Here is a 25,055-nt window from a genome sequence, read left to right on the forward strand (position 1 = left end):
TTTTCTGCACAGAGTGTTGCTCGCTGTCCCTGACTGAGCCTAGGATTCGTTCGAGATTTCAAACGCTCTGCTACCCGGCTGGAACCCCGAGGCCAAGCCTCGCTCTGACCTAGGTCGGGCGGTTCCATTGCCAACTGCCCCGTACGGCCCCACGGCCTTGGTTCATTTTCCGGCGCCGCGCCGGCTCTCCAGGAGACTGCCATGCAACTCAAAGACCCCCAGCTGTTCCGCCAGCAGGCTTATATCGACGGAGCCTGGCAGGACGCGGACAGCGGCCAGACCATCAAGGTCAACAACCCGGCCAGCAACGAGATTCTGGGGACCGTGCCGAAGATGGGTGCTGCCGAAACCCGCCGCGCCATTGAAGCGGCCGAGCGCGCACTGCCGGCCTGGCGTGACCTGACAGCTAAGGAGCGTTCGCAGAAGCTGCGTCGCTGGTTCGAGCTGATGATGGAAAACCAGGACGATCTTGGCCGGCTGATGACGCTGGAGCAGGGCAAGCCCCTGGCCGAATCCAAGGGCGAGATCGCTTATGCCGCTTCCTTTATCGAGTGGTTCGCCGAAGAAGCCAAGCGCGTCTATGGCGACACCATTCCGGGCCATCAGAAAGACAAGCGCATCATCGTCATCAAGCAGCCGATTGGCGTCACGGCGGCCATCACACCGTGGAACTTCCCGGCGGCGATGATCACTCGCAAGGCCGGTCCGGCGCTGGCGGCGGGGTGCACCATGGTGCTCAAGCCTGCAAGCCAGACGCCGTTTTCAGCACTGGCGTTGGCCGAGCTGGCCGAGCGCGCCGGCATCCCAAAGGGCGTGTTCAGCGTCATCACGGGCTCGGCGGGCGACATCGGTGACGAACTGACGGCGAACCCGACGGTGCGCAAGCTCAGCTTTACCGGTTCCACCGAAGTCGGCGCGAAGTTGATGGAGCAGTGCGCGCCGGGCATCAAGAAGGTATCGCTGGAATTGGGCGGCAATGCGCCGTTCCTGGTGTTCGACGATGCCGACCTCGATGAGGCCGTTAAAGGCGCCATGCAGTCCAAGTACCGCAACGCCGGCCAGACCTGTGTTTGTGTCAACCGCATCTATGTCCAGAACGGCGTTTACGACGAGTTCGCGAAGAAATTCCAGGCGGCGGTCGAGAAACTGAAGGTTGGCAATGGGCTGGACGAGGGCACCGACATCGGCCCGCTGATCGACGATCGCGCGGCGGCCAAAGTGCGCGAGCACATCGAGGATGCGGTTGCCAATGGCGCGCAGGTTTTGACTGGCGGTAAGGCGCATCAGATGGGGGGCAGCTATTTCGAGCCGACGCTGATGGTCAACGTGCCGCATAGTGCCAAGGTGGCCAAAGAGGAGACGTTCGGTCCACTGGCGCCCCTGTTCCGTTTCGAAGACGAGGCCGAAGGTATCGCCCTGGCGAACGACACCGAGTTCGGTCTGGCCGCCTATTTCTACGCCCGCGATCTGGGCCGCGTGTTCCGCGTTGCCGAGGCCATCGAGTCTGGGATGATCGGCATCAACACTGGAATGATCTCCACTGAGGTGGCGCCGTTTGGCGGTGTGAAGTCGTCCGGTCTGGGTCGTGAGGGTTCGAAATACGGGATAGAGGATTACCTCGAGATCAAGTATCTCTGCCTCGGGCTCTGACGCGCTGGGCTATCTATAAGGAGTCGGCTTCTCATGGGGCCGGCTCCTTTTTTGTGCCCGCTGTTTGATCAGGACGGAGACCGTTCGGCGAGCCAGTCAACCGGGTTTCGGTTATGCCGGGAACGCTGATCGGCTTATGGCGCTTGCGAGGTTCAACGATTATTGCCAGTCTCTCGACATGCGGAAATGACTCGACTATTCTGCTGTGCGAAACATGATTCCGTGAAATAACAACTCTAATCATCATTTCACAAGCGGAGGCCTGCCATGTCGGACGCCGTAAGGCTCGAAATTCAGGGCGAGATCGCTCTAATCACGGTCAACAATCCACCGGTCAACGCCCTCGGCCAGGCGGTGCGTGAGGGTCTGCTGAAGGCCTTTCAGCGCGCCGAAGCGGACCAGCAGGTCCGTGCAGTGGCGTTGGTCTGCGAAGGCAATACCTTTATTGCCGGCGCGGACATCAAGGAGTTCGGTAAGCCGCCGCAGGCACCGAGCTTGCCTGAGGTGATCGAGGCCATCGAAGGCTGCAGCAAGCCGAGCGTTGCAGTGATCCACGGCACCGCCCTCGGCGGCGGGCTTGAAGTCGCGCTGGGCTGCCATTACCGCATCGCGCGCAAGGACGCCAAGGTCGGCCTGCCGGAAGTGAAATTGGGCCTGCTGCCCGGTGCAGGCGGCACCCAGCGGCTACCGCGTCTGGCCGGGGTCGAGAAGGCGCTGGACATGATTGTCAGCGGCACGCCGATCAGTGCCGCCGAAGCCGTGGAGCACAACATCATCGACGAGCTCTTTGAGGGCGATCTGGTCGACGCCGGCCTCGCCTACGGCCGTCGTATGGCTGATGAAGGCCGCGCACCGCGCCGCACTGGCGAGCAGACCCAGGGTCTTGAGGGTGCCGACAACGAGGCCCTGATCCGCGCCAAGCATGCTGAAGTCGCCAAGCGCATGCCTGGGTTGTTCTCGCCACTGCGCTGCATCGCGGCGGTCGAGGCGGCGACCAAGCTGCCGCTGGCCGAAGGCCTCAAGCGTGAGCGTGAGCTGTTTGCCGAATGCCTGAACTCACCGCAACGCGGCGCGTTGGTTCATTCGTTCTTCGCCGAGCGTCAGGCGGGCAAGATCAACGATCTGCCATCCGAGGTGAAACCGCGGCCGATCAAGACCGCTGCGGTGATCGGTGGCGGCACCATGGGGGTCGGTATCGCTCTGAGCTTTGCCAATGCGGGTGTGCCGGTGAAGCTGCTGGAAATCAACGACGAAGCGCTGCAACGCGGGCTCCAGCGCGCGCGTGACACCTATGCGGCGAGCGTCAAGCGCGGCAGCCTGACCGAAGACGCGATGGAGAGGCGCCTCGCACTGGTCACCGGCGTCACCGACTACAGTGCGCTCGCGGATGTCGATCTGGTCGTCGAAGCGGTATTCGAGGAAATGGGCGTCAAGCAGCAGGTTTTCGAACAGCTGGATGCGGTCTGCAAACCCGGTGCCATCCTCGCTTCCAACACCTCGTCACTCGATTTGAACACCATCGCTGCCTTCACCAAGCGTCCCGAAGACGTGGTCGGGCTGCATTTCTTCAGTCCGGCCAATGTTATGCGCCTGCTGGAAGTCGTTCGCGGCGAGAAGACCAGCGATGAGGTACTCGCCACGGCCATGGCCATCGGCAAGCAATTGAAGAAGGTCTCGGTGGTGGTCGGCGTTTGCGACGGCTTTGTCGGCAACCGCATGGTCTTCCAGTACGGCCGCGAGGCGGAATTCCTGCTGGAAGAAGGTGCCACGCCGCAGCAGGTCGACGGGGCGCTGCGCAACTTCGGCATGGCTATGGGGCCGTTCGCCATGCGGGACCTGTCTGGCCTCGACATTGGCCAGGCGATCCGCAAGCGCCAGCGCGCGACGCTGCCGGCGCACCTGGATTTTCCCACCGTCTCCGACAAGCTTTGCGCCGCCGGCATGCTGGGGCAGAAGACCGGCGCTGGCTACTACCGCTACGAGCCGGGCAACCGGACGCCGCTGGAGAACCCTGAACTCACGCCTATGCTGGAAGCTGCGTCGCGAGAAAAAGGCATCGAGCGTCGGGCGCTGGACGAGCAATACATCATCGAGCGGACGATCTACGCCTTGGTCAACGAGGGTGCGAAGATCCTTGAAGAGGGCATCGCCCAGCGCTCGAGTGACATCGACGTCATCTATCTCAACGGCTATGGCTTCCCGGCCTTCCGCGGCGGGCCGATGTTCTACGCCGACAGCGTCGGCCTGGACAAGGTATTGGCCCGGGTCAAGGCGCTGCACGCACGTTGCGGCGACTGGTGGAAGCCGGCGCCGCTGCTGGAAAAACTGGCCGCCGAAGGCCGCACCTTCATCGAATGGCAGGCCGGGCAATAAGCACCGCCCGCCTGCACTCTGTCGATCGGATATCGAGGACTCATCCATGAACGTCAACTACACGGCCGAAGAGCTCGCCTTTCGCGATGAAGTGCGCGCCTTCCTGAGAGACGAGCTGCCGGCGGACATCGCTGCCAAGGTCAAGCTCGGCAAGCACATGTCCAAACAGGATCATGAGCGCTGGCAGCAGATTTTGGTCAAGCGCGGCTGGTACGCGCCGGGCTGGCCGGTCGAGCTTGGTGGCACCACCTGGGGCCCGGTGGAAAAGCATATCTTCGACGAAGAATGCGCCGCCTTCGGTGCGCCGCGTACCGTACCGTTCGGCGTCAACATGGTCGCGCCGGTGATCATCAAGTTCGGCACCCAGCAGCAGAAGGACCATTACCTGCCGCGCATCCTGTCCGGCGAGGACTGGTGGTGCCAGGGTTACTCTGAACCCGGTGCCGGTTCCGACCTCGCCAGCCTCAAGACTCGTGCCGTGCGTGACGGCGACCACTACGTGGTCAATGGTCAGAAGACCTGGACCACCCTCGGCCAGCACGCCAACATGATCTTCTGCCTGGTGCGCACCGATCCGGAAGCCCAGCAACAGCGCGGCATCAGCTTCCTGCTGATCGACATGAGCACGCCGGGCATCAGCGTGCGGCCGATCATCACCCTGGACGGCGATCACGAGGTCAACGAAGTCTTCTTCGACAACGTCCGCGTGCCGGTGGAAAACCTTGTCGGCGAGGAAAACCAGGGCTGGACCTGCGCCAAGTACCTGCTGACCCACGAGCGCACCGGTCTGGCCGGCATCGGCGCTTCGAAAGCAGCTTTGGCGCACCTCAAGCGCATCGCCATGAAGGAAGTCTGCGACGGCAAGCCGATGCTCGAAGACCCGCTGTTCCGAGCCCAGGTCGCGGAAGTCGAGATGCAGCTGATGGCCATCGAGATGAGCACCCTGCGCATTCTCGCGGCGGCAAAGGAAGGCGGCGTGCCGGGTGCGGAGTCCTCGATCCTCAAGGTCAAGGGCACCGAGATTCGCCAGGCCATCACCAGCCTGCTACGCAAGGTCATCGGCCCTTACGCGCTGCCGTTCCTCGAAGAAGAGCTGCAGCTGGACTATGACGGCGATCTCTTGCACGCCGACTACAGCGCGGCGCTGGCTGGCGACTATTTCAACATGCGCAAGCTGTCGATCTTCGGCGGCTCCAATGAAATCCAGAAGAACATCGTCTCGAAGATGATTCTCGAGCTGTAAGGGGGCACCGCAATGGACTTCAAACTGACTGAAGAGCAGCAAATGCTGCAAGACACCGCGGCGCGTCTGGTGCGCGACGCCTACCCGTTCGAGCAGCGCGAGAAATTCAGCGAGTCGGAGCTGGGCTTTTCTGCCGAGTTCTGGGGCCAGCTGGGCGAACTGGGCCTGACCGCCGTGCCGTTCGCCGAAGAGATCGGCGGCTTTGGCGGCGGTGGCGTGGAGACCATGCTGGTGATGACCGAACTGGGCCGCGGGCTGACGCTGGAGCCCTATCTGCAATCGGTGATCTTTGCCGGCGGGCTGCTCAGCCAGCTGGGCGGTGATGCGCAGAAAGAAAATCTGCTGCCCCAGGTCGCAGCCGGTTCGCTGCAGCTGGCGGTGGCCTTCGAGGAGCCGCAGAGCCACTACAACCTCAACGACGTGCAGACCCGCGCCGAGTCGGCAGAGGGTGGCTATCGCCTTTCCGGACGTAAGGCCGTGGTCATCGGCGGGCACAGCGCCGGGCAGATCATCGTGTCAGCCCGCAGCTCAGGTGACAGCCGTGACGAAGCCGGTATCAGCCTTTTCCTGGTCGATCCGAATGCTCAGGGCGTCAGCCGGCGGGTCTACCCGACCATCGACGGTCGCAAGGGCTGCGAGCTGTTCCTCGACAACGTGCAGGTCGGCGCCGATGCGCTGCTCGGCGAACTCGGCAACGCGCTCCCGGCGCTGCGCTACCAGCAGGGCCGCGCTATCGCCGCACAATGCGCCGACGCGCTGGGTAGCATGGACGAAGCCTGCAAGCTGACCCTCGACTACCTGAAGACGCGCAAACAGTTCGGCGTGCCGATCGGCAAATTCCAGGTCTTGCAGCACCGCATGGTGGACATGCAGACCGAGCTGGAGCAGGCGACCAGCATGGCGATCCTCGCCGCGACCTTTGCTGACGGCGAAGACAACGACGACCGCCGCCGCATCATCGCCGCCGCCAAATACATCTGCGCACGTGCCGCGCGCAAGGTGGCTGAAGAGGCGATCCAGCTGCACGGCGGCATCGGCATGACCTGGGAATACAACCTCGCTCACCACGCCAAGCGCCTGGTGATGATTGCCCACCAGTTCGGCGACGATGACCATCACCTGAAGGCCTATGCGAAGCTGATGCAGGTGGCGTGATCGCCTGAGATCACGTGGCAGCAATACCCGCTCTCAGGAGCGGGTTTTTTGCGCAGTGGCCCGGACCAGGGCCAGGGTCACGCTTGCGGTCGGCAGCGCTCTAGCGCCTTTGTGGGAGCGAGCTTGCTCGCGAAGGGACCGTGCAGGGCGGCGAGGCGCGTCTGCAGCCTGCTCCTATCGGCAGGCACCAGCTCGGTAGGGTGGATGACGCCTTTTACATCCACGCGGATGGATCGGCACCGTGCTGCGGTGGATCGGTGGATCGGTGGAGCGTGATCCACCCTACGATTGCTTGTGATCCGAGGCGGATCGCGCCTCTCTAGGTGCGCGGGTAGGCGAAAGCGGTTATGTCGCCGTGGCCGCAGCAGCCTGACCCTGGTGCTCCTGCTCCTGCTCCTGCTCCAGCTCCAGCTCCAGCTCCGGCAGCAGGTATTCCGACCAGAGCGTCGGCGCGAAGGATTGCCGGAAGAATCCGAAATGGCCGATACGATGCGCACCCACTTCGCTCGGAGCAATGCGGCGCATGGTCTTCGGCGCGGCGGTATAGAAGCCATGCAGCGATTCGGTGTTGCGTGCCGACATCATTTCGTCATCGGTGAAGGACAGCGAGGTCAGCGGCGTCTGCACCGCGGCGAAAGCCTGGCGCATGGGTTCGCCTTCAACGCCCACCAGATAGTCAGGATGCAGGCACCAACGTCGCCACTGTCGAATCACGCCCGCTGGCAGATCGCCAACCGCACCGATACGGCCGCCCGGGAAGTAGCCAGCGATGGCGGTGAGCGTCGGTGCCAGGCCGTGCCAGAGCAACCAGGCCTTGTGCTTGATCTGCGGACTGTTCTCACGCCAATAACCACTGCCTGCGGCGATGGTCACGATGCGGGTCAGCCGTTCATGACCTTGCACCAGGGGCAGGATTTGCGCACCGACGCTGTGGCCGATCCAGAACAGGGGCAGGCCGTCTGCAGCCTCGGCGACTGCCGCAAGCATGGCGCTGCAGTCGTGTCGGGCCCAGTCGAGGATGTCGACCTTGAGCTGGCGCAGCGGCATCTGCCGGGAGCGACCCATGCCCAGATAATCAAAGGTGACGACGAGGTAGCCGCTGTCGGCAAGCCAACGGGCGAAAGCGGCGTAGAAGCGTTGTTTGACGCCCATCGCCGGGGCAATCAACACGGCGCCGCGTGGCGCATCGCTTGGCCGGTACCAGTAGCTGGACAGGAGGTGGCCATTGCCGTTATCGATCGAGCGCTCTTCGGCCTGTATCGTCGCCATCTTGTAGTTCTCCGCACTTTTTGAATTGCCTCGATCAGTGCAGTATACGAGCAGTAGAAGAATATTCTAGAAAATTGTTCTAGTTGGCTTTGGAGGCTGGATGGCGCTTAGTAGTCGCAAGCAGGAAATCCTACAGGCCGCGCTCGCCTGCTTTACAGAGTTTGGAGTGGAAGCGACCACCATTGAGATGATCCGGGACCGTTCCGGAGCCAGCATCGGCAGCCTTTACCATCATTTCGGTAACCGCGAGCGGATCATCGCTGCGCTTTATCTGGAGGGTATCGGCGAGTACGCCGCGCGGCTGGAGGCCGGGTTGATCGAGACGCTGGATGCGGAGGCGTGCGTGAGGCTGTTCGTGACCAGCTATATCGATTGGGTTGCGGAAAACCCGGACTGGGCACGCTTTGTTCTGCACAACCGCGGGCGGGTCGAAGCCGGTGAGATGGGCCAACGCCTGCGCGAGGTCAATCAGGCCCATGGCGAGCGAGTGAGTACGATCTTGCGTCGGCACCGCGACAGCGGCGCCTTTCGACGATTGCCCGGCGACTGTTTCCTGGCTGTAGTGATCGGGCCCTGTCATGACATGGCGCGTAACTGGGTGGCCGGACGCTCACGCACCGCGTTGGCGGACTGCCGTGAACTGCTCGCCGACATCGCCTGGGCTAGCGTCAGGGCGCAGTGACCGCAGATGGACAGGCATCCAGCCGAGTCGATGAGATTCAATGGTTTGCGCGGCCCACGGGCTTCCGCTTGATGGGCGTTCGCTTAACGAATGATCAAACGCCGAGGCTCTCGATATCGCGGGCGAGCATCTCCAGCTGATGAGCCAGCGAACCGCGAAGGGTTTCTTCGCTGAGCTGAAACGATGGTGCACCGCAGGTCAGCGCCATGATGCTGCCGTCGGCCAGGCGCAGCGGTACCCCCGCGGCCATCACGTTGCGGTCCCAGTCGCCGAGCGAAAGACAGAAGCCGTGCTGGCGGAACTCGGCGAAGGAGCCATCCAATGACTGCTTCATGGTCGCCCAGTCATCGCCGTACTTGGTTTGCAACGCTGCCATCAAATGCTCGCGTTCCTTGTCCGGCGTCGCTGCGAGGAAGGCACGGCCTGCCGCAGTGGTGGCCAGCGGCAGGCGGATACCTGCGTCCATGCGCAGCGTCGAAACCTCCGCTGGGCGGCAGTTCTCGATATAGATCATCGACAACCGGTCACGGCAGGTGAGGCCCACTGAGGTATTGGTGCGACGGGAGAACTCGTCCATGTACGGCTTGGCCAACTGCCGCACGCGCAGATTGGACACGTAGGCATAGCCGAGCGCCAACACGCCGGAGTCGAGCTGGTACTTTTCTAGCTGCGGCGAGTAGCTGAGGTAGCCGAGCTTGGTCAGGGTGTAGGTCATGCGCGACACGGTGGGCTTGGGCAGCCCTGTGATGCGTGCAATGTCCTGGTTGCCCATTACCACCGAGCCGTGGGTGAAGGCGCGCAACACATCCAGCCCGCGCGAGAGCGCCTCGACGAATTTACGATCCTTGGGGCTCTCGGTGTCTTCAACGTCGCTCATGGTGGTGTCGGTCTGTCTGGTTGGGGGGCGGCGGGGGCGAACGATAGCAGATCGCCCAATTGATCAGCAGCAGGGCATTTCAGGCTGAACGGCTCGCAATTGAGCGTCACAGTGACTGCATAATAGCTGAAAACAGCGCTTGCAGTTCCGCAGAGTAAAATCTTGGTTCGCTATTTTTGCGAGCCATCATCAAGTTCGATCCTTTCGCCTCGCTGGGTGGCGTTCGCAGTACCGGTGCGGCGCCTGGTTTCGAGGCGCTGCGACGGTAGATGTCGGCTCCTGTCACTGTTCCGAGAATGAAGGTGACGAACGGTAGATCCACAGAGGGCTCGCCAGCGTTGGCGTGCGACGGTTTGACAGCGATCTGGGCATGCCGGGGAAAGTCACGCCGAGCTTGTTGATAGAGGGGCTTTCTGATATAAAGCAGCGCTCTTTTCTAGGGGCCCGGTTTCCTCGCTTGTCGCGTAGCCGGTAAGACCCCAATGAAACGTGGCGCTGAGCGCCAAATGACTAGTGAATTCAAGCGGCCAACCCATGCCGGGTTGGGCATGTGGTTTTAGAGGGCTGAGGCATGTCGAGAGTCTGTCAAGTTACCGGTAAGGGTCCGGTAACCGGGAACAACATTTCCCACGCGAACAACAAAACCCGTCGTCGTTTTCTGCCGAACCTGCAGCATCACCGCTTCTGGGTCGAGTCCGAGAACCGCTTCGTACGTCTGCGCCTGACTGCCAAGGGCATGCGCGTTATCGACAAGCGCGGCATCGACGCCGTTCTGGCTGAACTCCGCGCTCGCGGCGAAAAGGTTTAAGGAGAACTATCATGCGTGACCTGATCCGTTTGGTGTCCAGCGCCGGTACCGGCCACTTCTACACCACCGACAAGAACAAGCGCACTACTCCCGACAAGATCGAAATCAAGAAGTACGATCCTGTCGTGCGTAAGCACGTGATCTACAAGGAAGCCAAGATCAAGTAATTGATCGGCCCTTGAAGAAAAACCCGCCAATCGGCGGGTTTTTTCGTTTCTACGGTCCCGCTTCTTAGGCGGCGGGATAGGGTAAAGCGTTCGCGGTCATGCACTCGCTGCGCAGCCCGCTTGCGGGCGACCCGGATTTCGGCCGGCCGGATCGCAGGTCGACGTCCACTGTCTGCAGAACGAAACCCTAGGTGATGGTCACCGTCAGGCCGTCTTGCGAATCGCATCGGCGAGGCGCTCGATCATCGTATCGATGTGCTCCCGCTCGACGATAAGCGAAGGCGAAAGGGCGATGGTGTCACCACTGGCTCGCGCCAGGAGTCCGTCCTCGAAGCATTGACGAAACACTTCGTAGCCTCGCTTGCCGACGCCATCAGCGTGCGCCGCGAACTGAATGCCGGCGACCAGGCCGACAGTGCGGATGTCCGTCACGTTGGGCAGCCCCTGGAGGCTGAACAGGGCGTCCTGCCAGTAGCCTTCGATCTCGATGGCTTTCTGGAACAGGTTCTCACGCTGGTAGATATCCAGCGCGGCGAGGGCGGCGGCGCAGGCCACTGGGTGGCCGGAATAGGTATAGCCGTGGAAAAATTCAATGGCGTTTTCCGGCCCGTGCATGAAGGCGTCGTGAATCTTCTCGTCGACGAACACTGCACCCATCGGAATGGCACCGTTGGTCAGCCCCTTGGCACAGGTCAGGATGTCCGGCGTGACGCCCCAGCGCTGCGCGGCAAACGCTTCGCCCACCCGGCCGAAGCCGGTGATTACTTCATCGAAGATCAGCAGAATGCCGTGCTTCGAGGTGATTTCGCGCAATCGCTGCAGGTAACCCAGCGGTGGCAGGATTACCCCGGCGGAGCCGGACATGGGTTCAATGATCACCGCGGCGATGTTCTCCGCACCGTGCAGGGTGACCAGCCGCTCCAGCTCATCGGCCTTTTCGATGCCATGCTCGGGTAAGCCGCGATTGAACGCGTTTCGCTGCAAATCGAGCGTGTGAGGCAGATGATCGACGCCTGGCAGGAGCGCGCCGAACGCCTTGCGGTTGTTGGCCATGCCGCCGACCGAAATGCCGCCAAAGCCGACGCCGTGATAGGCCAGCTCGCGACCGATCAGACGGGTGCGGCTGCCCTGGCCAATGGCGCGTTGGTAAGCCAGCGCAATTTTCAGTGCGGTATCCGCCGACTCTGAACCCGAGTTGGTGAAAAACACCCTGTTCAACCCGGCCGGGCTGACCTCGGCGAGCCGCTCAGCAAGCTCGAAGGGCAGCGGATGACCCATCTGGAACGTCGGAGCGAAGTCCAGTTGGGCGATCTGTCTGCTTACCGCGTCGGTGATCTCGCTGCGACCATGACCCGCATTGCAACACCAGAGCCCGGCGGTGCCATCGATCACCTGACGGCCCGCGGTGTCGGTGTAGTACATGCCTTCTGCGCGTTCCAGCAGGCGCGGATTGCCCTTGAACTGACGGTTGGCGGTGAAGGGCATCCAGAAATGGTCGGCGGACGTGGCGAGGTGCAGATCGTGGGCCATGACTTGCTCCGGCAGGGCGACAGGTTGTGACGGCTATGCTGTAGCAGGGCAGTTCCGAGCCCACAGCGGTTTCGGCGAGTCTATGTTTAATAAAACGAACAAAACAAGGCGCAAACAGGCGTCTCCGTAAAAAATATTGATAGCTCCGGTGCCGCTGGTTTAGGGTGCCTTTCTGATTATTCGACAGACACCGAGGACGCCCCATGACCACCCTGACACTCGCCGATTGGCAACAGCGTGCCCGCGACCTGCGCATCGAAGGTCGGGCCTTCATCCAGGGCGAATACACCACGCCCAGCGCCGGCGCCAGCTTCGATTGCATCAGCCCGGTCGACGGTCGCGTGCTGGCGCAAGTGGCCAGTTGTGACGAGGCCGACGCCAATCGGGCGGTGATCAGTGCGCGCATGGCCTTTGAAGCTGGCGTCTGGTCGCGCATGGCACCGGCCAAGCGAAAGGCCACGATGATCCGCTTCGCCAACCTGATCCAGGCCAACGCCGAAGAACTCGCGTTGCTGGAAACCCTGGACATGGGCAAGCCAATCAGCGATTCGCTCAATATCGACATCCCGGGTTCGGCCAACGCGCTGCGCTGGTCGGGCGAGGCGATCGACAAGATCTACGACGAAGTAGCCGCTACGCCCCATGATCAGCTGGGCCTGGTGACACGCGAGCCCGTGGGTGTCGTGGCGGCCATCGTGCCGTGGAATTTCCCTTTGATGATGGCCTGCTGGAAGCTCGGGCCTGCGTTGGCCACGGGCAATTCAGTGGTGCTCAAGCCCTCCGAGAAGTCGCCGCTTACCGCCATCCGAGTCGCGCAGCTGGCCATCGAGGCGGGCATTCCGGCTGGCGTATTCAATGTGTTGCCCGGCTATGGCCACACCGTGGGCAAGGCGCTGGCGCTGCACATGGATGTCGATACCTTGGTCTTTACGGGCTCCACTCGGGTTGCCAAGCAATTGATGATCTATGCCGGCGAGTCGAACATGAAGCGCGTCTGGCTGGAGGCCGGCGGCAAGAGCCCCAACATCGTCTTCGCTGACGCACCGGACCTTGAGGCAGCGGCGAAGTCTGCGGCGAGCGCCATCGCCTTCAACCAGGGCGAGGTCTGCACCGCTGGCTCGCGGCTGTTGGTCGAAAGCTCGGTAAAGGAGCGCTTCCTGCCGATGGTGGTCGAGGCGTTGAAGGGCTGGAAGCCCGGTAATCCACTGGACCCGGCCACCAATGTTGGCGCGCTGGTCGATACACAGCAGCTCGATACCGTGCTTGGCTACATCGAGGCGGGTCGCAACGACGGCGCCAAGGTGCTGATCGGCGGGCAGCGAACCCTGCAGGATACCGGGGGGCTCTATGTCGAGCCGACCATCTTCGACGGGGTCAGCAATGCGATGAAGATCGCTCGGGAGGAGATTTTCGGGCCGGTGCTGTCGGTGATCACCTTCGATAGCGCAGCCGAGGCGGTAAGCATCGCCAATGACACCCAGTACGGCCTTGCCGCGGCAGTGTGGACGGCTGATCTGTCCAAGGCACACCTGACGGCCAAGGCGCTGCGCGCGGGTAGCGTCTGGGTCAACCAATACGACGGCGGCGACATGACCGCGCCTTTCGGTGGTTTCAAGCAATCCGGCAATGGACGCGACAAGTCACTGCATGCCTTCGACAAGTACACCGAACTGAAGGCCACCTGGATCAAGCTCTGATCCAACGACAGGGGCAGGGTGGATGTCGCTTTTGACACCCACCTGTCCGCCGGGCTGGCGGTTCTCACCCACCACCCAGCGGCTGGGGCCTGCCAGCTTCCCTAGCCTTGCCCCCACTGCCCACTGCGACGCATGACGCCCCACTGGTGTTTACGGCGGGAAAACCACTGCCAGAGGCCTCGGCAGCGCCAGAGTGTATTCAGCTGGCGATAGCCAAAGTTCTCTAATACCGCCATTAGGAATAGCCGCAGCACATCCCGGCGGCGCTCATAGACGCGGAACGACATGGTTTCCAGCAACAGCCCATTGACCGAAAGCAGGATGCCCATGCCAATAGCCACTAGCAGAAAAGCCGTCAGCGCGGTGTAGGAGACAACACCGAACACGAATCCACCGATCATGAAGCCATAGCCGACCAGTTCGATCAGCGGACCCAGCCACTCGAAAAGCGCCATGAACGGCCAGGCCAGCCAGCCCGGCGCGCCTCCGCGCAAATTGAATGCAAGGCGTGCGTGACGGCCCAGGCTTTCCGCCAGTCCGCGCTGCCAGCGGCTGCGCTGGCGGCCTAGGGTGCCGAGGTCTTCCGGGCATTCGGTCCAGCAGATCGGGTCGGGCAGGTAGCGGATGCGGTAAGGGATGCGCTTATCCCGGTGATACCGGTGCAGGCGTACCACCAGCTCCATGTCTTCGCCGACCGTGTCGGTGCGATAGCCGCCGACGTCCATGACCCGCTCACGATCAAACAGGCCGAAGGCGCCGGAGATGATCAGCACAGCGTTCATCGGCGACCATCCGAGCCGACCGAAAAGAAACGCCCGCAGGTATTCAACGATCTGGAAGCGCGCCAGCCAGTTGCTTGGTAAACCGGCGCGGATCAGGAAACCGCCGCGGACCTCCGAGCCGTTGGCGATGCGCACGGTGCCCCCGGCGGCAATGGTGCGTTCGTCTTCGAGAAACGGCTGGACGACTCGAAGCAGGCTGTCGCGCTGGAGAATGGAGTCGGCATCGACGCCGCAGAACAGCCCATGGCGGGCCGCGTTGATGCCGGCATTCAGTGCGTCAGCCTTGCCACCGTTGGCCTTGTCGATCACCCGCAGGTTGGCATAGCGCCGCGAGCGGTAGATCGCTTGTACCGGCTGATGGGCAACAGCCTGGCGCAGCGGCTCGGGATGAGGCACAAGCTCGAACTCCTCGATCAGCACGGCGAGCGTGTTGTCCTTCGAGCCGTCGTTGATGACCACGACTTCGAATTCCGGGTATTGCAACTGAAGCATCGAGCGCACTGAGGTGCGAATGGTCGCTTCTTCGTTGAATGCCGGCATCAACACAGAAACGGGCGGCTCCACGCCCAGATAAGGCGCGATTTCACCCGTTTCGGCGCGCTGGCGGATATAGCTCATCAGGCTGATCATCGACAGAGCGTTGAGCAGCAGGTACATGCCGTTGAGCAGCAGGAAATAGAGGATGAAGCCCAGCTGCAGCCACCAGAGCCAATCGATCGTCACTGCCGAACCTCCGCGATGGCTCGACGTAGCGCGTCCTGTCCGTAACGATCTTCCACCTGCGCGAGCAGCTGCTGAAGCTGCCCGGGCGTTGCCCCCGGTAGGGTAACCAAGCTGTCCGCCGCAGCTTGGCGGACCCACCAGCTGGCGTCACCAAGCAGCGGCATGAATACTGGGCTGTCATCGCTACGCGCCTGTTTGTGCAGGGCTTGTAGTGCTGCCAGACGCACATCGGCATGGCTGTGTAGCGTCGCACGTAGCAGCCGTGCCCGGTCGCGCGGGTCGCCCAATTCGCAGAGGCAGCGGAGAGCCACCTGCAATTGCTCTGGCGGAGCGTCTTCCTCAAGCCGAGCGCGTGCCCAGGGCGCGGCGTGGCGAGGATCACCGTGGATCAGCAAGGGAATCAGCCGCTCGCGGCGAGGGTCGTCTGAACTGGTCAGCGCAATAAGCAGGGGCAGGGTCACTGCTTGTTCGCCAGCCTGCTGGCAGAGATTAGCCAGGCGAGGCAAGGCCCAGTCGGGGCGAGTCACGGCTGCTGGAAGAATCAACTGCATCGCGCGCCCCGCGTCCATGGCGATCAAGGTCTGTGCTGCTGTAAGCGAAACGATCATGTTGCCGTTCATCAACAGCGGTTGCACAGCGCTCCAGTGGGCAGAATCCGCCAGATGGCGCAGGCAGGTCAGCCCGATCAGCTTGCCACGGACCCGTCCGCGCAGCAGCGTCAGCGCATGACGGTCCATACCCAGCGTCCCGAGTGCTCGATTCATCCGCTCCCTGGCGGCGCCGCGAAGCTGTAGTTGGGTACGATTCCACTGCAGGAGAAACCACAACTGCCGGCTTCGTGGTAGGGCAGGAACCGGTTCGGGCAGCTCGTCACCGAGGCTGCACAGGGCGAAGAAGGGACGCCACTGGTCGTTGAAGGCTTGCCGCCGTGCTGACCGGCGGCGCGCGACTTCACCGAGCAGCAGGACCTGCAACATCACCAGCAAGGTCAGCGCGCCTAGGCCCAGGGCGCAGTAAAGCGCAAGCTGCAGCATGCCGTCTTCTGGCCAGATGGCCAACCAGGCGTTGCGCGGTAACTCGCACAGCCAGGCGGGACAGGATTCAGAAGGCATGACGCAGGCCGAGCTGCAGCCAGCGCCGCGTGTAATAGTCGCCCTGGCGATGGTGGCCGACTTCCCAGGTCAGGGCCCAGCGACTATCCAGCCAGTGGCGGCCCTGCAGGCTGATAGCCCGCACATCACTGGTAATCAACTGCTGCTCCTCGACCGCCTCTTCCTCGCCTGCCGTCAGGCGCAAGCCTGCATAGTTCAGGCCACCGTAGAAATAATCCAGCGCCAGATCATGCCCGATGGGCGTGCCGGCATTGGCGACATCGGTAATGTTAAGTGTGTAGCCGGCGCGCCAGGAGCCCCAGTAGCGCTCGGCATTGAGTGCCAGCCGATCGACTCGGGTGGTTTCGTATTCGGTGCGACGAATGCTGGCGGCGCCCAGGAAGCCCGAAGGCAGTCGGCGTTGCAGGCGCAGGTCGGCGTGCCATTCGGGTAGAAAATACGGAGACGGCTGAAAGCCGACCTCGGGCTGGAGGGTCCAGTTTTCATCCAGTGCGATGACAGCGCCGGCCTCGACGCCCTGGTCCCACTCACCGAACCGTTGCTCGCGCAGTAACGCGCCGTACCAGCCGAGGCCTTCTGGTTGCGTGGACGTGTAGTCCAGCCGCTGGCTGCGCCAATTATCGAAGCCGTTGTCCAACCAGTCCTGGCGGGCCGACAGCTCGAGCTCATGCCGCCGTATTGCTGGAGCGGCGCTCGCTGCTGGCGCCGTGGTGGTGACCGGGGAGGTGAGCGCCGCGCGTGCCTGCTGTATGACCTGCTGCACGTCCGCATAGTCCGGCGCGATCTTTGCGGCGCGCTCCAGAGAGGTCAGCGCAGCTTGTGGACGGCCCGCCCAGAGCAGTGCCTGGCCCTGCCCGAGCAGGTAGTCCGCATTGTCTGGCTCGCGCTGCAGCAGCTGGTCATAAAGTGGCAGCGATCGCTCTGGTTCGCCTTGCCAGGCGCGCACGCGTGCCAGCAGGAACAGCGCCTCGCTGTCGTCAGGTTGGCGCTCCAGTTGCGCTTCCAGTGTCGAAGCGGCGGCGCCGAGCTGTTGAGCGTCGATTTGGCGCTGGGCGGCCGCGATGTCCGCCAGTGCCTGTGAAGTCAGCAGTCCAGCAGGTAGAGCCAATGTGAGTACCAACCGCCTCATCGTGGACGCCTCAACAGGCGACGAATACGCGCCAGCAGTTCCTCCGGTTGGAAAGGCTTGGTCACATAATCGTCGGCACCCAGCTCCAGCGCCCGGACAATGTCCACTTCGCGTGCCTTGGCGGTAAGCATCAGCACCGGCACGCTTTCCCAGCCGGCTTGCGCGCGGAGCCTCTCGATCAGCTCCAGCCCGTCGTGATACGGCAACATAATGTCCATCAGGGTCAGGTCGGGTGGGCTTGAGGTGGCGATCTTTCCGATCGCCTGGCGGCCGTCAGCTGCGTGGTCCACGACAAATCCGTGCCGCTCGAGCATGAAGCGAATTAAGAATGCGATGTCCTCTTCGTCCTCAACCATCAAAATGCGCGGGTTAGCGGAATCGCTCATGCGTTGACCTCTTTGGAAACTTCGGTTGGGCCGGGCGGCCATTGTTGCAGTAGCTGTTGGATCAGCTCGGCGAGTTCGTCGCCGTTATGGCGCGACTTGACCAACTGGCGCAAGGCCAGGCGGCTGTCTTGCACCGGCGAATCCAGCGCGGAGAAGATAATCACGGGCGGTGGCGGCACGCTCTGAGCCAGTTGATCGAACAGCTCGCTTCCCTCACCGTCGGGCAGCATCAAGTCGATGATCGCCAGATCAAAGCGTTGCTCGTCGATTAGGTGACGCGCCTCGGCCAGAGTAGGCGCGCCCAGGATATCAATCTCCAATGGCTCAACCAGTCGCGCCAGCAGCGCGCGCAGATCCTCATCGTCTTCAACATGGAGGATTCGCGGCCGAGCGCCGTTGGGGTTGAGACATGCACCCACCACGTCCATGACCCTCGACGGATCGATCGGCTTGTGCAACCAGTCAATCACGCCGACCGCGCCACCGCGCAAGGCCCCGTCGTCATTGTCTCGACGTTGGGGCTGGAGGCTGACAATCAATACCGGCAGATGTCGGTAGGCATTCTGGCTACGCAAGTTCTGCAGAAACGCGATGCTGTCTTCGTCGCTTAGGGCTGGGCTCAAGGTGAGCGCCTGAATGCTGAACTCGGCCAGCAACTCGCGGGCTTGAGCAGCGGTTTCGGCTGTCAGCGTGGCGTAGCCCTGTTGCTGCAGTGCGGTTGCAAGCTGTTCCGCGGCGGTCGCATCGGGTTCCAGGACCAGGATGCGTTCCGTTGGGCGATTCGCACCGGCGAGCGGCAGCGCTTGAGCAGCGAGTGGCGGCTTGGCGGGCTGGGACGGCGCTGGCGCCACGGGGAGGCGAAGCCAAAACCGCGTTCCCTGGCCTTCTTTGGAGTCGAAACCGATCCGTCCGTGCATCTGCTGAACCAGCGAGCGAGTGATGGCAAGGCCCAAGCCTGTGCCGCCACGCTTGCGCGCGTCGGATGAATCGGCCTGGGCGAAACGCTCAAAGATGCGTGAGCGGAAGCTTTCGGGAATGCCCTGGCCCGTATCTTGAACACCGATCTCCAGGCTGGCGCCGTGACGACGCAGATCGACACTGACAACACCACCTGCCGGAGAATGCTTGATCGCGTTGGAGAGCAGGTTGGCCATTACCTGAGCGAAGCGGTCCGGGTCGAGATTCGCTTCGCTCTGGATCGGACCGTCTGGAATGACGAGAACGAGACTGACGCCATAGTCGTTGCCGTATGGTTTGAGGTCGGCCAATGCCTGTTCAATAAGCGCCTGCACATCGCAGCGGGCGAAATGGAAAGGCAGGCGTCCCGCTTCGAGCTTCTCGATATCCAAAATATCGTTGATCAGGCGCACCAGACGCTCGCTGTTCTTATGCGCGATATCAAGCAGGGATCGGGCACCATCGTCGATTTCCCCGGCGACACCCCCGACCAGCATGCCCAGCGCGCCACGGATGGCGGTTAGCGGAGTGCGAAGTTCGTGGCTGACGGTGGAAATAAATTCAGTCTTCATCTGTTCCATGCGCCGTCTGAGAGACATATCTACCGCAACGGTCACGACATGGCAGGCGCCGTTGGACATGGTCATGGGGCGCTTGACCACTTGTAGCCAGCGCTCCTGGCCGTGCATGTCTTTAAGACCGACTTCGGTGATGCGCAATTCGCCACTGCCACAGAGCAGCTCGGCTTCGCCTTGCAACAGCGGCAACAGTAGCTCTGCGCCAGCGATGTCCTCGGCGCGGTGGCCTTCGATGGCCTCCGGGCGCGTATCGAGCAGCGCCGTGAACGCACTGTTGCACAACAGGAACCGGCCTTGCTCGTCGCGCACGAAGATCAGGTTTTCATCGGTATCCACGACCCGCCGCAGGAAGACTTTCTGATCTTCCAGCGTGTCGCGGCTGCGTTGTAGCTCAGTGATGTCGCGGGCAATGGCGAGATTATCGCCGAGGCCGGTAGGAACCAGACGGACCTCGAAGGTCCGCCTGCCCCCCACTTCGCACCATGTGCTCTGGTGCAGCTGTAGCGAATTGTCAGCCTGTAGCAGACTGATCAACAGGGGTTCGATGGCATCCGGTGCTGGGGCACGACTGTCGTTGGACTGGGAAAGGGTTGTGATGTGGCGTTGCTTGTCTATGGCGTAGAGATTGTCCGGGATGGCTTGCAACAAGGCGTCGAGACGCGCCTCGCCTGCCTGTGCCTTGGCTGTGAGCGCCTGGCGAATGCGCAAGTTCCGGCTAATCGCCCACATCGCCGCGAGAAACAGCGCCGCCACCAACAGACTGCCGATCACCGCGAACTGCCGGCTGCCTTCGATGGTTGCGACCACGGCGCGGTTCGCTGTGGATAGGTGCTCGCGCTCGCGCCGCTCGACTGCGTCCAGCAATGCGCGCAGATTGTCCATGACCTGCTTGCCGCCAGCCTGCTTCAGGCGCTCGACCGCCGGAAGCAGACCGTTATCGCGACGGGCCTGAATGTTGCCCGCCGAAATGACAAGGCGTTCGGCGATGTTTCTATCGAGTTGCTCGAACCAGCGCTTGTCGGGAAACCCATGATCGAGGAGTAGTCGCTGTAACGCTCGACGGTGCTCCTCGAGCTTTGTCAGGCCATGTTCATAAGGCGCCAAATACTCAGGCTGTCCAGTCAAGACATAGCCGCGCGAACCGGTCTCGATGTCTTGTAACGACGACAGCATCGCCTGGGTTGCCGTGATGATCTCGTGGCTGTGGCGGACCGAATGATTGCTTGCTAGCACGGCTTCCTGGGTGCGCTTGCCCTGCCAGCCGAGTGCAACAAGCACAAGGAAGGCAAACAGGAACGCGAGCGAATGCCAGCTTATCGCGGGTTTTGCAGGCAAAACCGGAACTCCTTCCGCCGGTTGATAGTCACGGGCAGCGATGAGACCGGCTTTCGCTAGGTTCGACTGCACCCTAATCCAGCGATGTTCGCTGAATTTCTTATGCAGTGTAGTTGGAGTCGAGAATAGCGTAGCGGTTCGCTCGCTCCCAGGCCGACAACGCCGTTACTCGGGACGAGCGACCTGAACCTGATCCCGACCGTTGTGCTTGGCGGCGTACAGCGCTTTATCGGCGCACTCCAACAGCATGCCGGCGCTGAATTGAGTGTCTGTTGCGCTGATGCCGGCGCTGAGCGTGACGTTGAAGGTCGAGGCTCCTGCGTGAAACTTCAGCGCCGCGAAGCGCTGGCGGATTTCGTCGAAGATCCGCTTGGCCTGTTCAGCTGAACAGTCCGGCAATACCGCCACAAACTCCTCGCCGCCGTAGCGCCCGATGCTGTCGATGCGGCGCAAGCGTTGACGCATGAGATTGGCCAGCGAGCGGATTACGTTATCGCCCGCTGCATGTCCGTACTGGTCATTGACCTGTTTGAAGTGGTCGAGATCAAGCATCACCACGCTGGTCGGCTTGCCGCTGCGTTGTGCGCGCTCGGCCTCGAGGGCAACCTGCTCCTTGATGTCGGCGTGCTTGAGCAGGCCTGTCAGGCTGTCGCGCGCAAGCGCCACGCTCAGCGAGCGTGCCCGCTGCACGCGTGAAAACACCGCGGCGGTCAAGGCGCTGTCGCTGATGGGTTTGGTAATGAAATCGTCGCCGGCCTTGAGCATGGCAGCCATTTGACGCTTGATGTCGGTTTCAGCGGAGAGATAGACGATAGGTATGCGCAGCCAGTCATCATTCAGGCGAATCATTTGCGCCAGTTCGATGCCGGTGAACTCCGGCATGTTCATGTCGAGCAGAACCATTTCCGGATCGAAATCGTGCATGACATCCAGCAGTTGGCTTGGGTCACTCAGCGTCTGCACCAGCATCTGCGAGTTGCGCAGTACCAGGCTGTAACGGGCGGACAGGTCCTCGTCATCATCGACAATCAGTACCCGGTACGGCTCGCTCAGCTGCAGACTGAGGACGCGTTCCAGGTTGTTTTCGAGCTCCGTTACATCCAGCGGCCGGGTGAAATAGCCCTTCGCGCCTGCGCGCACCGCAGCCAACTGGCTGGCAAAGTCGACACCGTCCCCAATTACCAGCAGAGGCAGAGGGGCCTCCAGGCTCTGCTGCAGTGCGTTGATTGCTTCAAGCTCACCCTCGTGCTGGCTAACGATCAAGGCGTCGGGTGATTGCTCTTGAACAGCGATCTGTAACAGCGACATCTTTGGGAACAGCAGCACCTCATAGCCGAAGTTGCCGAGCGTCTGGCACATCGCCTGGCCAGTCTCTGTATCTCTTTCGAGCAGATAGATACGACAGCCCGCCGGCATCGAGCCTTGAGAGGCCTGCTGCGTCTCGCTACTCATGTCGGGATCGTTGGCGTGCTCGCTTGCGGCCAGTTGCCGAATGGCTCGGACCAATGCCGACAGTGTATGTCTGCTTGGTTTGGTCGCGTCCAGCCAATGCTTGGTTCGTTGCTCAAGCAGTCGTGACTGCTCGCCCAGCGAGCCGAAGCCAAAGGTGCCAGCTGTACCGGCCAACCGGTGCAGGCGCTCATGGACTTCAAGCATCACTTGCCTGTGCTGCTCGTGCTCGCGGCCATGAAGCAGTTGAACAGCGAGTTGATCGAGCGCTTCCAACTCTTCGCCAAGACGTTCAGCGAATTTCTCGTTGAGCACTCGCAGTTGGCTTTGCAGCGCCTCATTGGCGCTTTCATTCATGCTCGGCATTCCATATTTCGTTCAGTTTTGTCGCCAGTTGCAAGGGGTCGAAGGGTTTTTGCAGCTGCTTGCGAACGCCCAGGCGCAGCAGTTCGTCAGGATCTGCCGGCTCGTGCGACTGTCCGGTTAGCAGCACCACTGGGGTCTGCTGCAGGTCGATCAGCGGTGCGAGTTGCCGCAGCAGCTCGATGCCGCCCATGTGGGGCAGCGTAACATCAAGCAGGATCATATCTGGCCGAAACCGCGGTGCCTGCTCCAGGGCCGCCTGGCCAGACGCGCAACTGAGTACTTCAAACCCGCCAAGCTTCTCCAGCGCGATGCGGGTCACTACCTGAATCGAGGGCACGTCCTCCACATGCAGAATGCGCTGCAGCGGCCTCACGATGTGGCCTGCGAGTGTGCGCTGCAGGGCAGCTCGAACCAGAAGCAGGCCCCGGCGCCGGGTATCGAGTCGAAACCAATTTCACCCTCCATGCGTTCGATCAGCTCTTTGCTGATGGCCAGGCCCAGCCCCGTACCGCCTTGTTTCCGAGTGTCCGACGTATCGGCCTGGGCGAACTTGTCGAAAATCCGCTCACGAAATGCCTCGGTGATGCCCGGTCCCTTGTCGCATACGCTGACGCGAACCTTATTGAGACTGACCATTTCGGCGTGGACCTGGACGGTTTCATCGGGGGGGGAATATTTCGCTGCGTTAGAAAGCAGGTTGCTCATCACTTGCTCCAAGCGCACTGCGTCGACATTGACCGATACGTCTGGACACGCGTTCAGCTGGATGTTCACCGAATAGCTTTCGGCATAGCCCTGGTTGCTACGCAAGGCCTGCTCGAGCAACGGTTGCAGCGGCTGGGTCTGCAAATCGAAGCGCATCTTGCCGGCATAGAGCTTGTCGATATCCAGCAAGTCATCAATCAAGGTGCTCAAACGCTTGCTGTTCTGATGGGCAATGTCCAGTAGCTCTTGCAGATGTTCGGGTATCTCACCCATGACTTTCCCGCAAATCAGACCCAGCGAGGCGGTGATAGACGTCAGTGGGGTACGCAGCTCATGGCTGACCGTCGAGACAAAGCCGCGCTGCAGCACCTCGATCTGCTTGCGCTCGGTAATGTCGCGCAGAACGACCACCGCACCGTTCTGCTGACCGTTGGAGGCATACATAGGGTCCGCGTTGGCCAGCACATAGCGCGGTGTGCCGTTCCTCACGATGGACATCTCCAGATTACGGATCTGCTCGCCACGAAGGGCACGCATCAGTGGCACTTCCTCCATACGCATGGGCGTGACGCCATCGGCATGGAACAGCCGGTAGTACTCAGCCCATCGTTCCGGCGAGATCTGATGAGCATCGAGCCCGTGCCAATTGCGTGCGGCATTGTTGAACAGCGTCAGATTGCAATCGGCATCGCACGCAACGACCGCTTCGGACAAGGCTTCGAGCAGGCGTCGATTGATTTCCTGCTGCTTGTCCAGCTCGAGCTGTTCGGCCTTGCGCTCGGTAACGTCAGTCACCAGGCCATGCCAGAGCACCGAACCGTCAGGTTGGCGCATTGGCGTTGCGCGTGCTTCCACCCAGATCAGCCCTTTACGCGGATGCTCTATGCGGTGCTCCAACTGCCAGGGCGTGAGCGTCGAAGCCGCATGGCGGATGCTCGTCAGCACCTGTACCCGGTCAGCGGCGTGAATTCGCTCGTAGATGGGCGCAATGGTTGGCTCCATGTCGGACGCGCTTAGCCCATAGATGTCTTCGACGCCCTCGCTGAGGTAGGGAAACGAGCTCTGGCCGTTCGGTCGCCAGCAGAACTGGAACAGCATCCCTGGAACCTGAGCGGCGATCTGCTGCAGGCGCAGCTGGAGGCGCTCTTGATGGGCCAGGTCATAGGCGCTGACGATGTAGCCGTGTAGCTGTTCGTTTTCATCGTGAATCGTCGAAACGTTCAATAACACCGGCACAGCGTCGCCGTTGCGATGCAGCAAACGCCACTCGCGCATCTCCCGGCGGCCGTCCAGCAGCGGCGCGGTAAGCACGGCGAAACCCGGCTCAATGGGTTCTTCCAGTTCATTGCTGAGAATCGATGCGCGGCGAAGCAGGGCGTCCTGGGGAAACAGCGCATCGGTAAGCCGCTCACCGACCAACATCCTCTCGGGGTAGCCAAACAGACGCTCGGCCGTGGGGTTGACGCCTGTAACCCTTCCGTCGGCTGTGGTAACAAGCATTGCGCTCGCAGCGCTGTTGAGCAGTGCCTGCTGCATTGCTGCCTGGTCGGCGTAGCGATGGGCCTGCAGACGCTCCTCGAACAAGCGCATGATCTGTCGGCTCAGGCGTACCAGTGCGCCGCGTTGCGCTTCGCTGAGCTGGCGCGGCTGACGGTCGATGACGCACAGGGTTCCGAGGTTATAGCCATCTGGAGACGTCAGCGGTGCGCCTGCATAGAAGCGGATGTGCGGGTCGCCGGTAACCAACGGGTTGCCATTGAAGCGCTTATCCAGCTGAGCGTCGTTGACTTCGAAAATGCCCTGGCCTTCGATGGTATAGGTGCAGAACGATAATTCGCGCGGGGTCTCACTGACCTCCAGTCCCAGACGGCTCTTGAACCATTGGCGACGATCATCGACCAGCGAGATCAGGGCGATAGGGGTTTCGCAGATGTAGGCGGCCAGCTGGGTAAAGTCGTCGAAATCGGTTTCATCAGGCGTGTCGAGGATTTCATAGCGCAGCAATGCGGCGAGCCGGGAAAGCTCGCGCGGCGGGGTGGCGGCCGATACTGATTTCGGTGACTGCATTTCCTTGCTCTTCAC

19 protein-coding genes are annotated in these 25,055 nt (G+C 61.9%); 8 read left to right on the forward strand and 11 right to left on the reverse strand.

Features of this window, described 5'->3' with window-relative positions:
* Positions 1 to 201: 201 nt before the first annotated feature.
* The 4 genes from gabD to JQR87_RS00385 all read left to right on the forward strand — a co-directional run bounded on the left by gabD (position 202) and on the right by JQR87_RS00385 (position 6,421).
* Positions 202 to 1,650: an NADP-dependent succinate-semialdehyde dehydrogenase gene (gene gabD, locus JQR87_RS00370; protein ID WP_407293771.1), complete on the forward strand. Its 1,449-nt coding sequence runs from the start codon at positions 202 to 204 to the stop codon at positions 1,648 to 1,650.
* A gap of 267 nt (positions 1,651 to 1,917) precedes the next feature.
* Positions 1,918 to 4,023, forward strand: coding sequence for a 3-hydroxyacyl-CoA dehydrogenase NAD-binding domain-containing protein (locus JQR87_RS00375; protein ID WP_407293769.1), 2,106 nt, complete (start codon positions 1,918 to 1,920; stop codon positions 4,021 to 4,023).
* 46 nt (positions 4,024 to 4,069) lie between these two features.
* The gene (locus JQR87_RS00380; RefSeq protein ID WP_407293766.1) at positions 4,070 to 5,266 is read left to right on the forward strand and encodes an acyl-CoA dehydrogenase family protein; all 1,197 of its coding nucleotides are present in this window, start codon (positions 4,070 to 4,072) and stop codon (positions 5,264 to 5,266) included.
* A 12-nt stretch (positions 5,267 to 5,278) separates the two neighbouring features.
* Positions 5,279 to 6,421: an acyl-CoA dehydrogenase family protein gene (locus JQR87_RS00385; protein WP_407293764.1), complete on the forward strand. Its 1,143-nt coding sequence runs from the start codon at positions 5,279 to 5,281 to the stop codon at positions 6,419 to 6,421.
* 345 nt (positions 6,422 to 6,766) lie between these two features.
* On the opposite strand, the gene JQR87_RS00390 is transcribed toward JQR87_RS00385, so the two are convergent.
* Positions 6,767 to 7,690, reverse strand: a complete 924-nt coding sequence (locus JQR87_RS00390) for an alpha/beta hydrolase family protein (protein WP_407293762.1) — start codon at positions 7,688 to 7,690, stop codon at positions 6,767 to 6,769.
* 100 nt (positions 7,691 to 7,790) lie between these two features.
* Between JQR87_RS00390 and JQR87_RS00395 the strand changes: the two genes are divergently transcribed.
* On the forward strand, positions 7,791 to 8,372 hold the full coding sequence (locus tag JQR87_RS00395; RefSeq protein WP_407293760.1) for a TetR/AcrR family transcriptional regulator: 582 nt from the start codon (positions 7,791 to 7,793) through the stop codon (positions 8,370 to 8,372).
* Between the two features lie 94 nt (positions 8,373 to 8,466).
* On the opposite strand, the gene JQR87_RS00400 is transcribed toward JQR87_RS00395, so the two are convergent.
* Positions 8,467 to 9,249, reverse strand: coding sequence for an IclR family transcriptional regulator (locus JQR87_RS00400; protein ID WP_407293758.1), 783 nt, complete (start codon positions 9,247 to 9,249; stop codon positions 8,467 to 8,469).
* Between the two features lie 571 nt (positions 9,250 to 9,820).
* Here JQR87_RS00400 and rpmB point away from each other — a divergent pair.
* Positions 9,821 to 10,057: a 50S ribosomal protein L28 gene (gene rpmB, locus JQR87_RS00405; protein ID WP_019339373.1), complete on the forward strand. Its 237-nt coding sequence runs from the start codon at positions 9,821 to 9,823 to the stop codon at positions 10,055 to 10,057.
* An 11-nt stretch (positions 10,058 to 10,068) separates the two neighbouring features.
* Positions 10,069 to 10,224 (forward strand): 50S ribosomal protein L33, encoded by a 156-nt coding sequence (rpmG, locus tag JQR87_RS00410; protein ID WP_014854577.1) that lies wholly within the window; start codon positions 10,069 to 10,071, stop codon positions 10,222 to 10,224.
* Between the two features lie 204 nt (positions 10,225 to 10,428).
* Here the strand turns inward: rpmG and JQR87_RS00415 are convergent, their stop codons facing one another.
* The gene (locus JQR87_RS00415) at positions 10,429 to 11,754 is read right to left on the reverse strand and encodes an aspartate aminotransferase family protein (RefSeq protein WP_407293754.1); all 1,326 of its coding nucleotides are present in this window, start codon (positions 11,752 to 11,754) and stop codon (positions 10,429 to 10,431) included.
* A gap of 203 nt (positions 11,755 to 11,957) precedes the next feature.
* Between JQR87_RS00415 and JQR87_RS00420 the strand changes: the two genes are divergently transcribed.
* Positions 11,958 to 13,451, forward strand: a complete 1,494-nt coding sequence (locus JQR87_RS00420) for an aldehyde dehydrogenase (RefSeq protein WP_407293752.1) — start codon at positions 11,958 to 11,960, stop codon at positions 13,449 to 13,451.
* 101 nt (positions 13,452 to 13,552) lie between these two features.
* On the opposite strand, the gene JQR87_RS00425 is transcribed toward JQR87_RS00420, so the two are convergent.
* The 8 genes from JQR87_RS00425 to JQR87_RS00460 all read right to left on the reverse strand — a co-directional run bounded on the left by JQR87_RS00425 (position 13,553) and on the right by JQR87_RS00460 (position 25,040).
* A complete protein-coding gene (locus JQR87_RS00425; RefSeq protein WP_407293749.1) occupies positions 13,553 to 14,956 on the reverse strand; it encodes a glycosyltransferase family 2 protein in 1,404 nt (467 codons plus the stop codon).
* Positions 14,953 to 16,068 (reverse strand): HEAT repeat domain-containing protein, encoded by a 1,116-nt coding sequence (locus JQR87_RS00430; RefSeq protein ID WP_407293747.1) that lies wholly within the window; start codon positions 16,066 to 16,068, stop codon positions 14,953 to 14,955. Before JQR87_RS00430 ends, JQR87_RS00425 begins: the two co-directional genes overlap by 4 nt.
* Positions 16,058 to 17,197: a YaiO family outer membrane beta-barrel protein gene (locus JQR87_RS00435; protein WP_407293745.1), complete on the reverse strand. Its 1,140-nt coding sequence runs from the start codon at positions 17,195 to 17,197 to the stop codon at positions 16,058 to 16,060. Before JQR87_RS00435 ends, JQR87_RS00430 begins: the two co-directional genes overlap by 11 nt.
* Positions 17,194 to 17,583, reverse strand: a complete 390-nt coding sequence (locus JQR87_RS00440) for a response regulator transcription factor (protein WP_407293743.1) — start codon at positions 17,581 to 17,583, stop codon at positions 17,194 to 17,196. The genes JQR87_RS00435 and JQR87_RS00440 overlap by 4 nt, the downstream gene beginning before the upstream one ends.
* A complete protein-coding gene (locus tag JQR87_RS00445) occupies positions 17,580 to 20,453 on the reverse strand; it encodes a CHASE3 domain-containing protein (protein WP_407293741.1) in 2,874 nt (957 codons plus the stop codon). Before JQR87_RS00445 ends, JQR87_RS00440 begins: the two co-directional genes overlap by 4 nt.
* Before the next feature lie 165 nt (positions 20,454 to 20,618).
* Positions 20,619 to 22,259, reverse strand: a complete 1,641-nt coding sequence (locus JQR87_RS00450) for a diguanylate cyclase (RefSeq protein ID WP_407293738.1) — start codon at positions 22,257 to 22,259, stop codon at positions 20,619 to 20,621.
* Positions 22,252 to 22,641 carry a response regulator gene (locus JQR87_RS00455; RefSeq protein ID WP_407293736.1) on the reverse strand — a complete coding sequence of 130 codons (390 nt, stop codon included), beginning with the start codon at positions 22,639 to 22,641 and terminating at the stop codon, positions 22,252 to 22,254. The genes JQR87_RS00450 and JQR87_RS00455 overlap by 8 nt, the downstream gene beginning before the upstream one ends.
* Positions 22,638 to 25,040, reverse strand: a complete 2,403-nt coding sequence (locus tag JQR87_RS00460) for a PAS domain S-box protein (RefSeq protein WP_407293733.1) — start codon at positions 25,038 to 25,040, stop codon at positions 22,638 to 22,640. The genes JQR87_RS00455 and JQR87_RS00460 overlap by 4 nt, the downstream gene beginning before the upstream one ends.
* Positions 25,041 to 25,055 lie beyond the last annotated feature (15 nt).

The sequence above is a fragment of the Stutzerimonas stutzeri genome (genome assembly GCF_051028275.1).
Classification (GTDB): Bacteria; Pseudomonadota; Gammaproteobacteria; order Pseudomonadales; family Pseudomonadaceae; genus Stutzerimonas; species Stutzerimonas stutzeri_AS.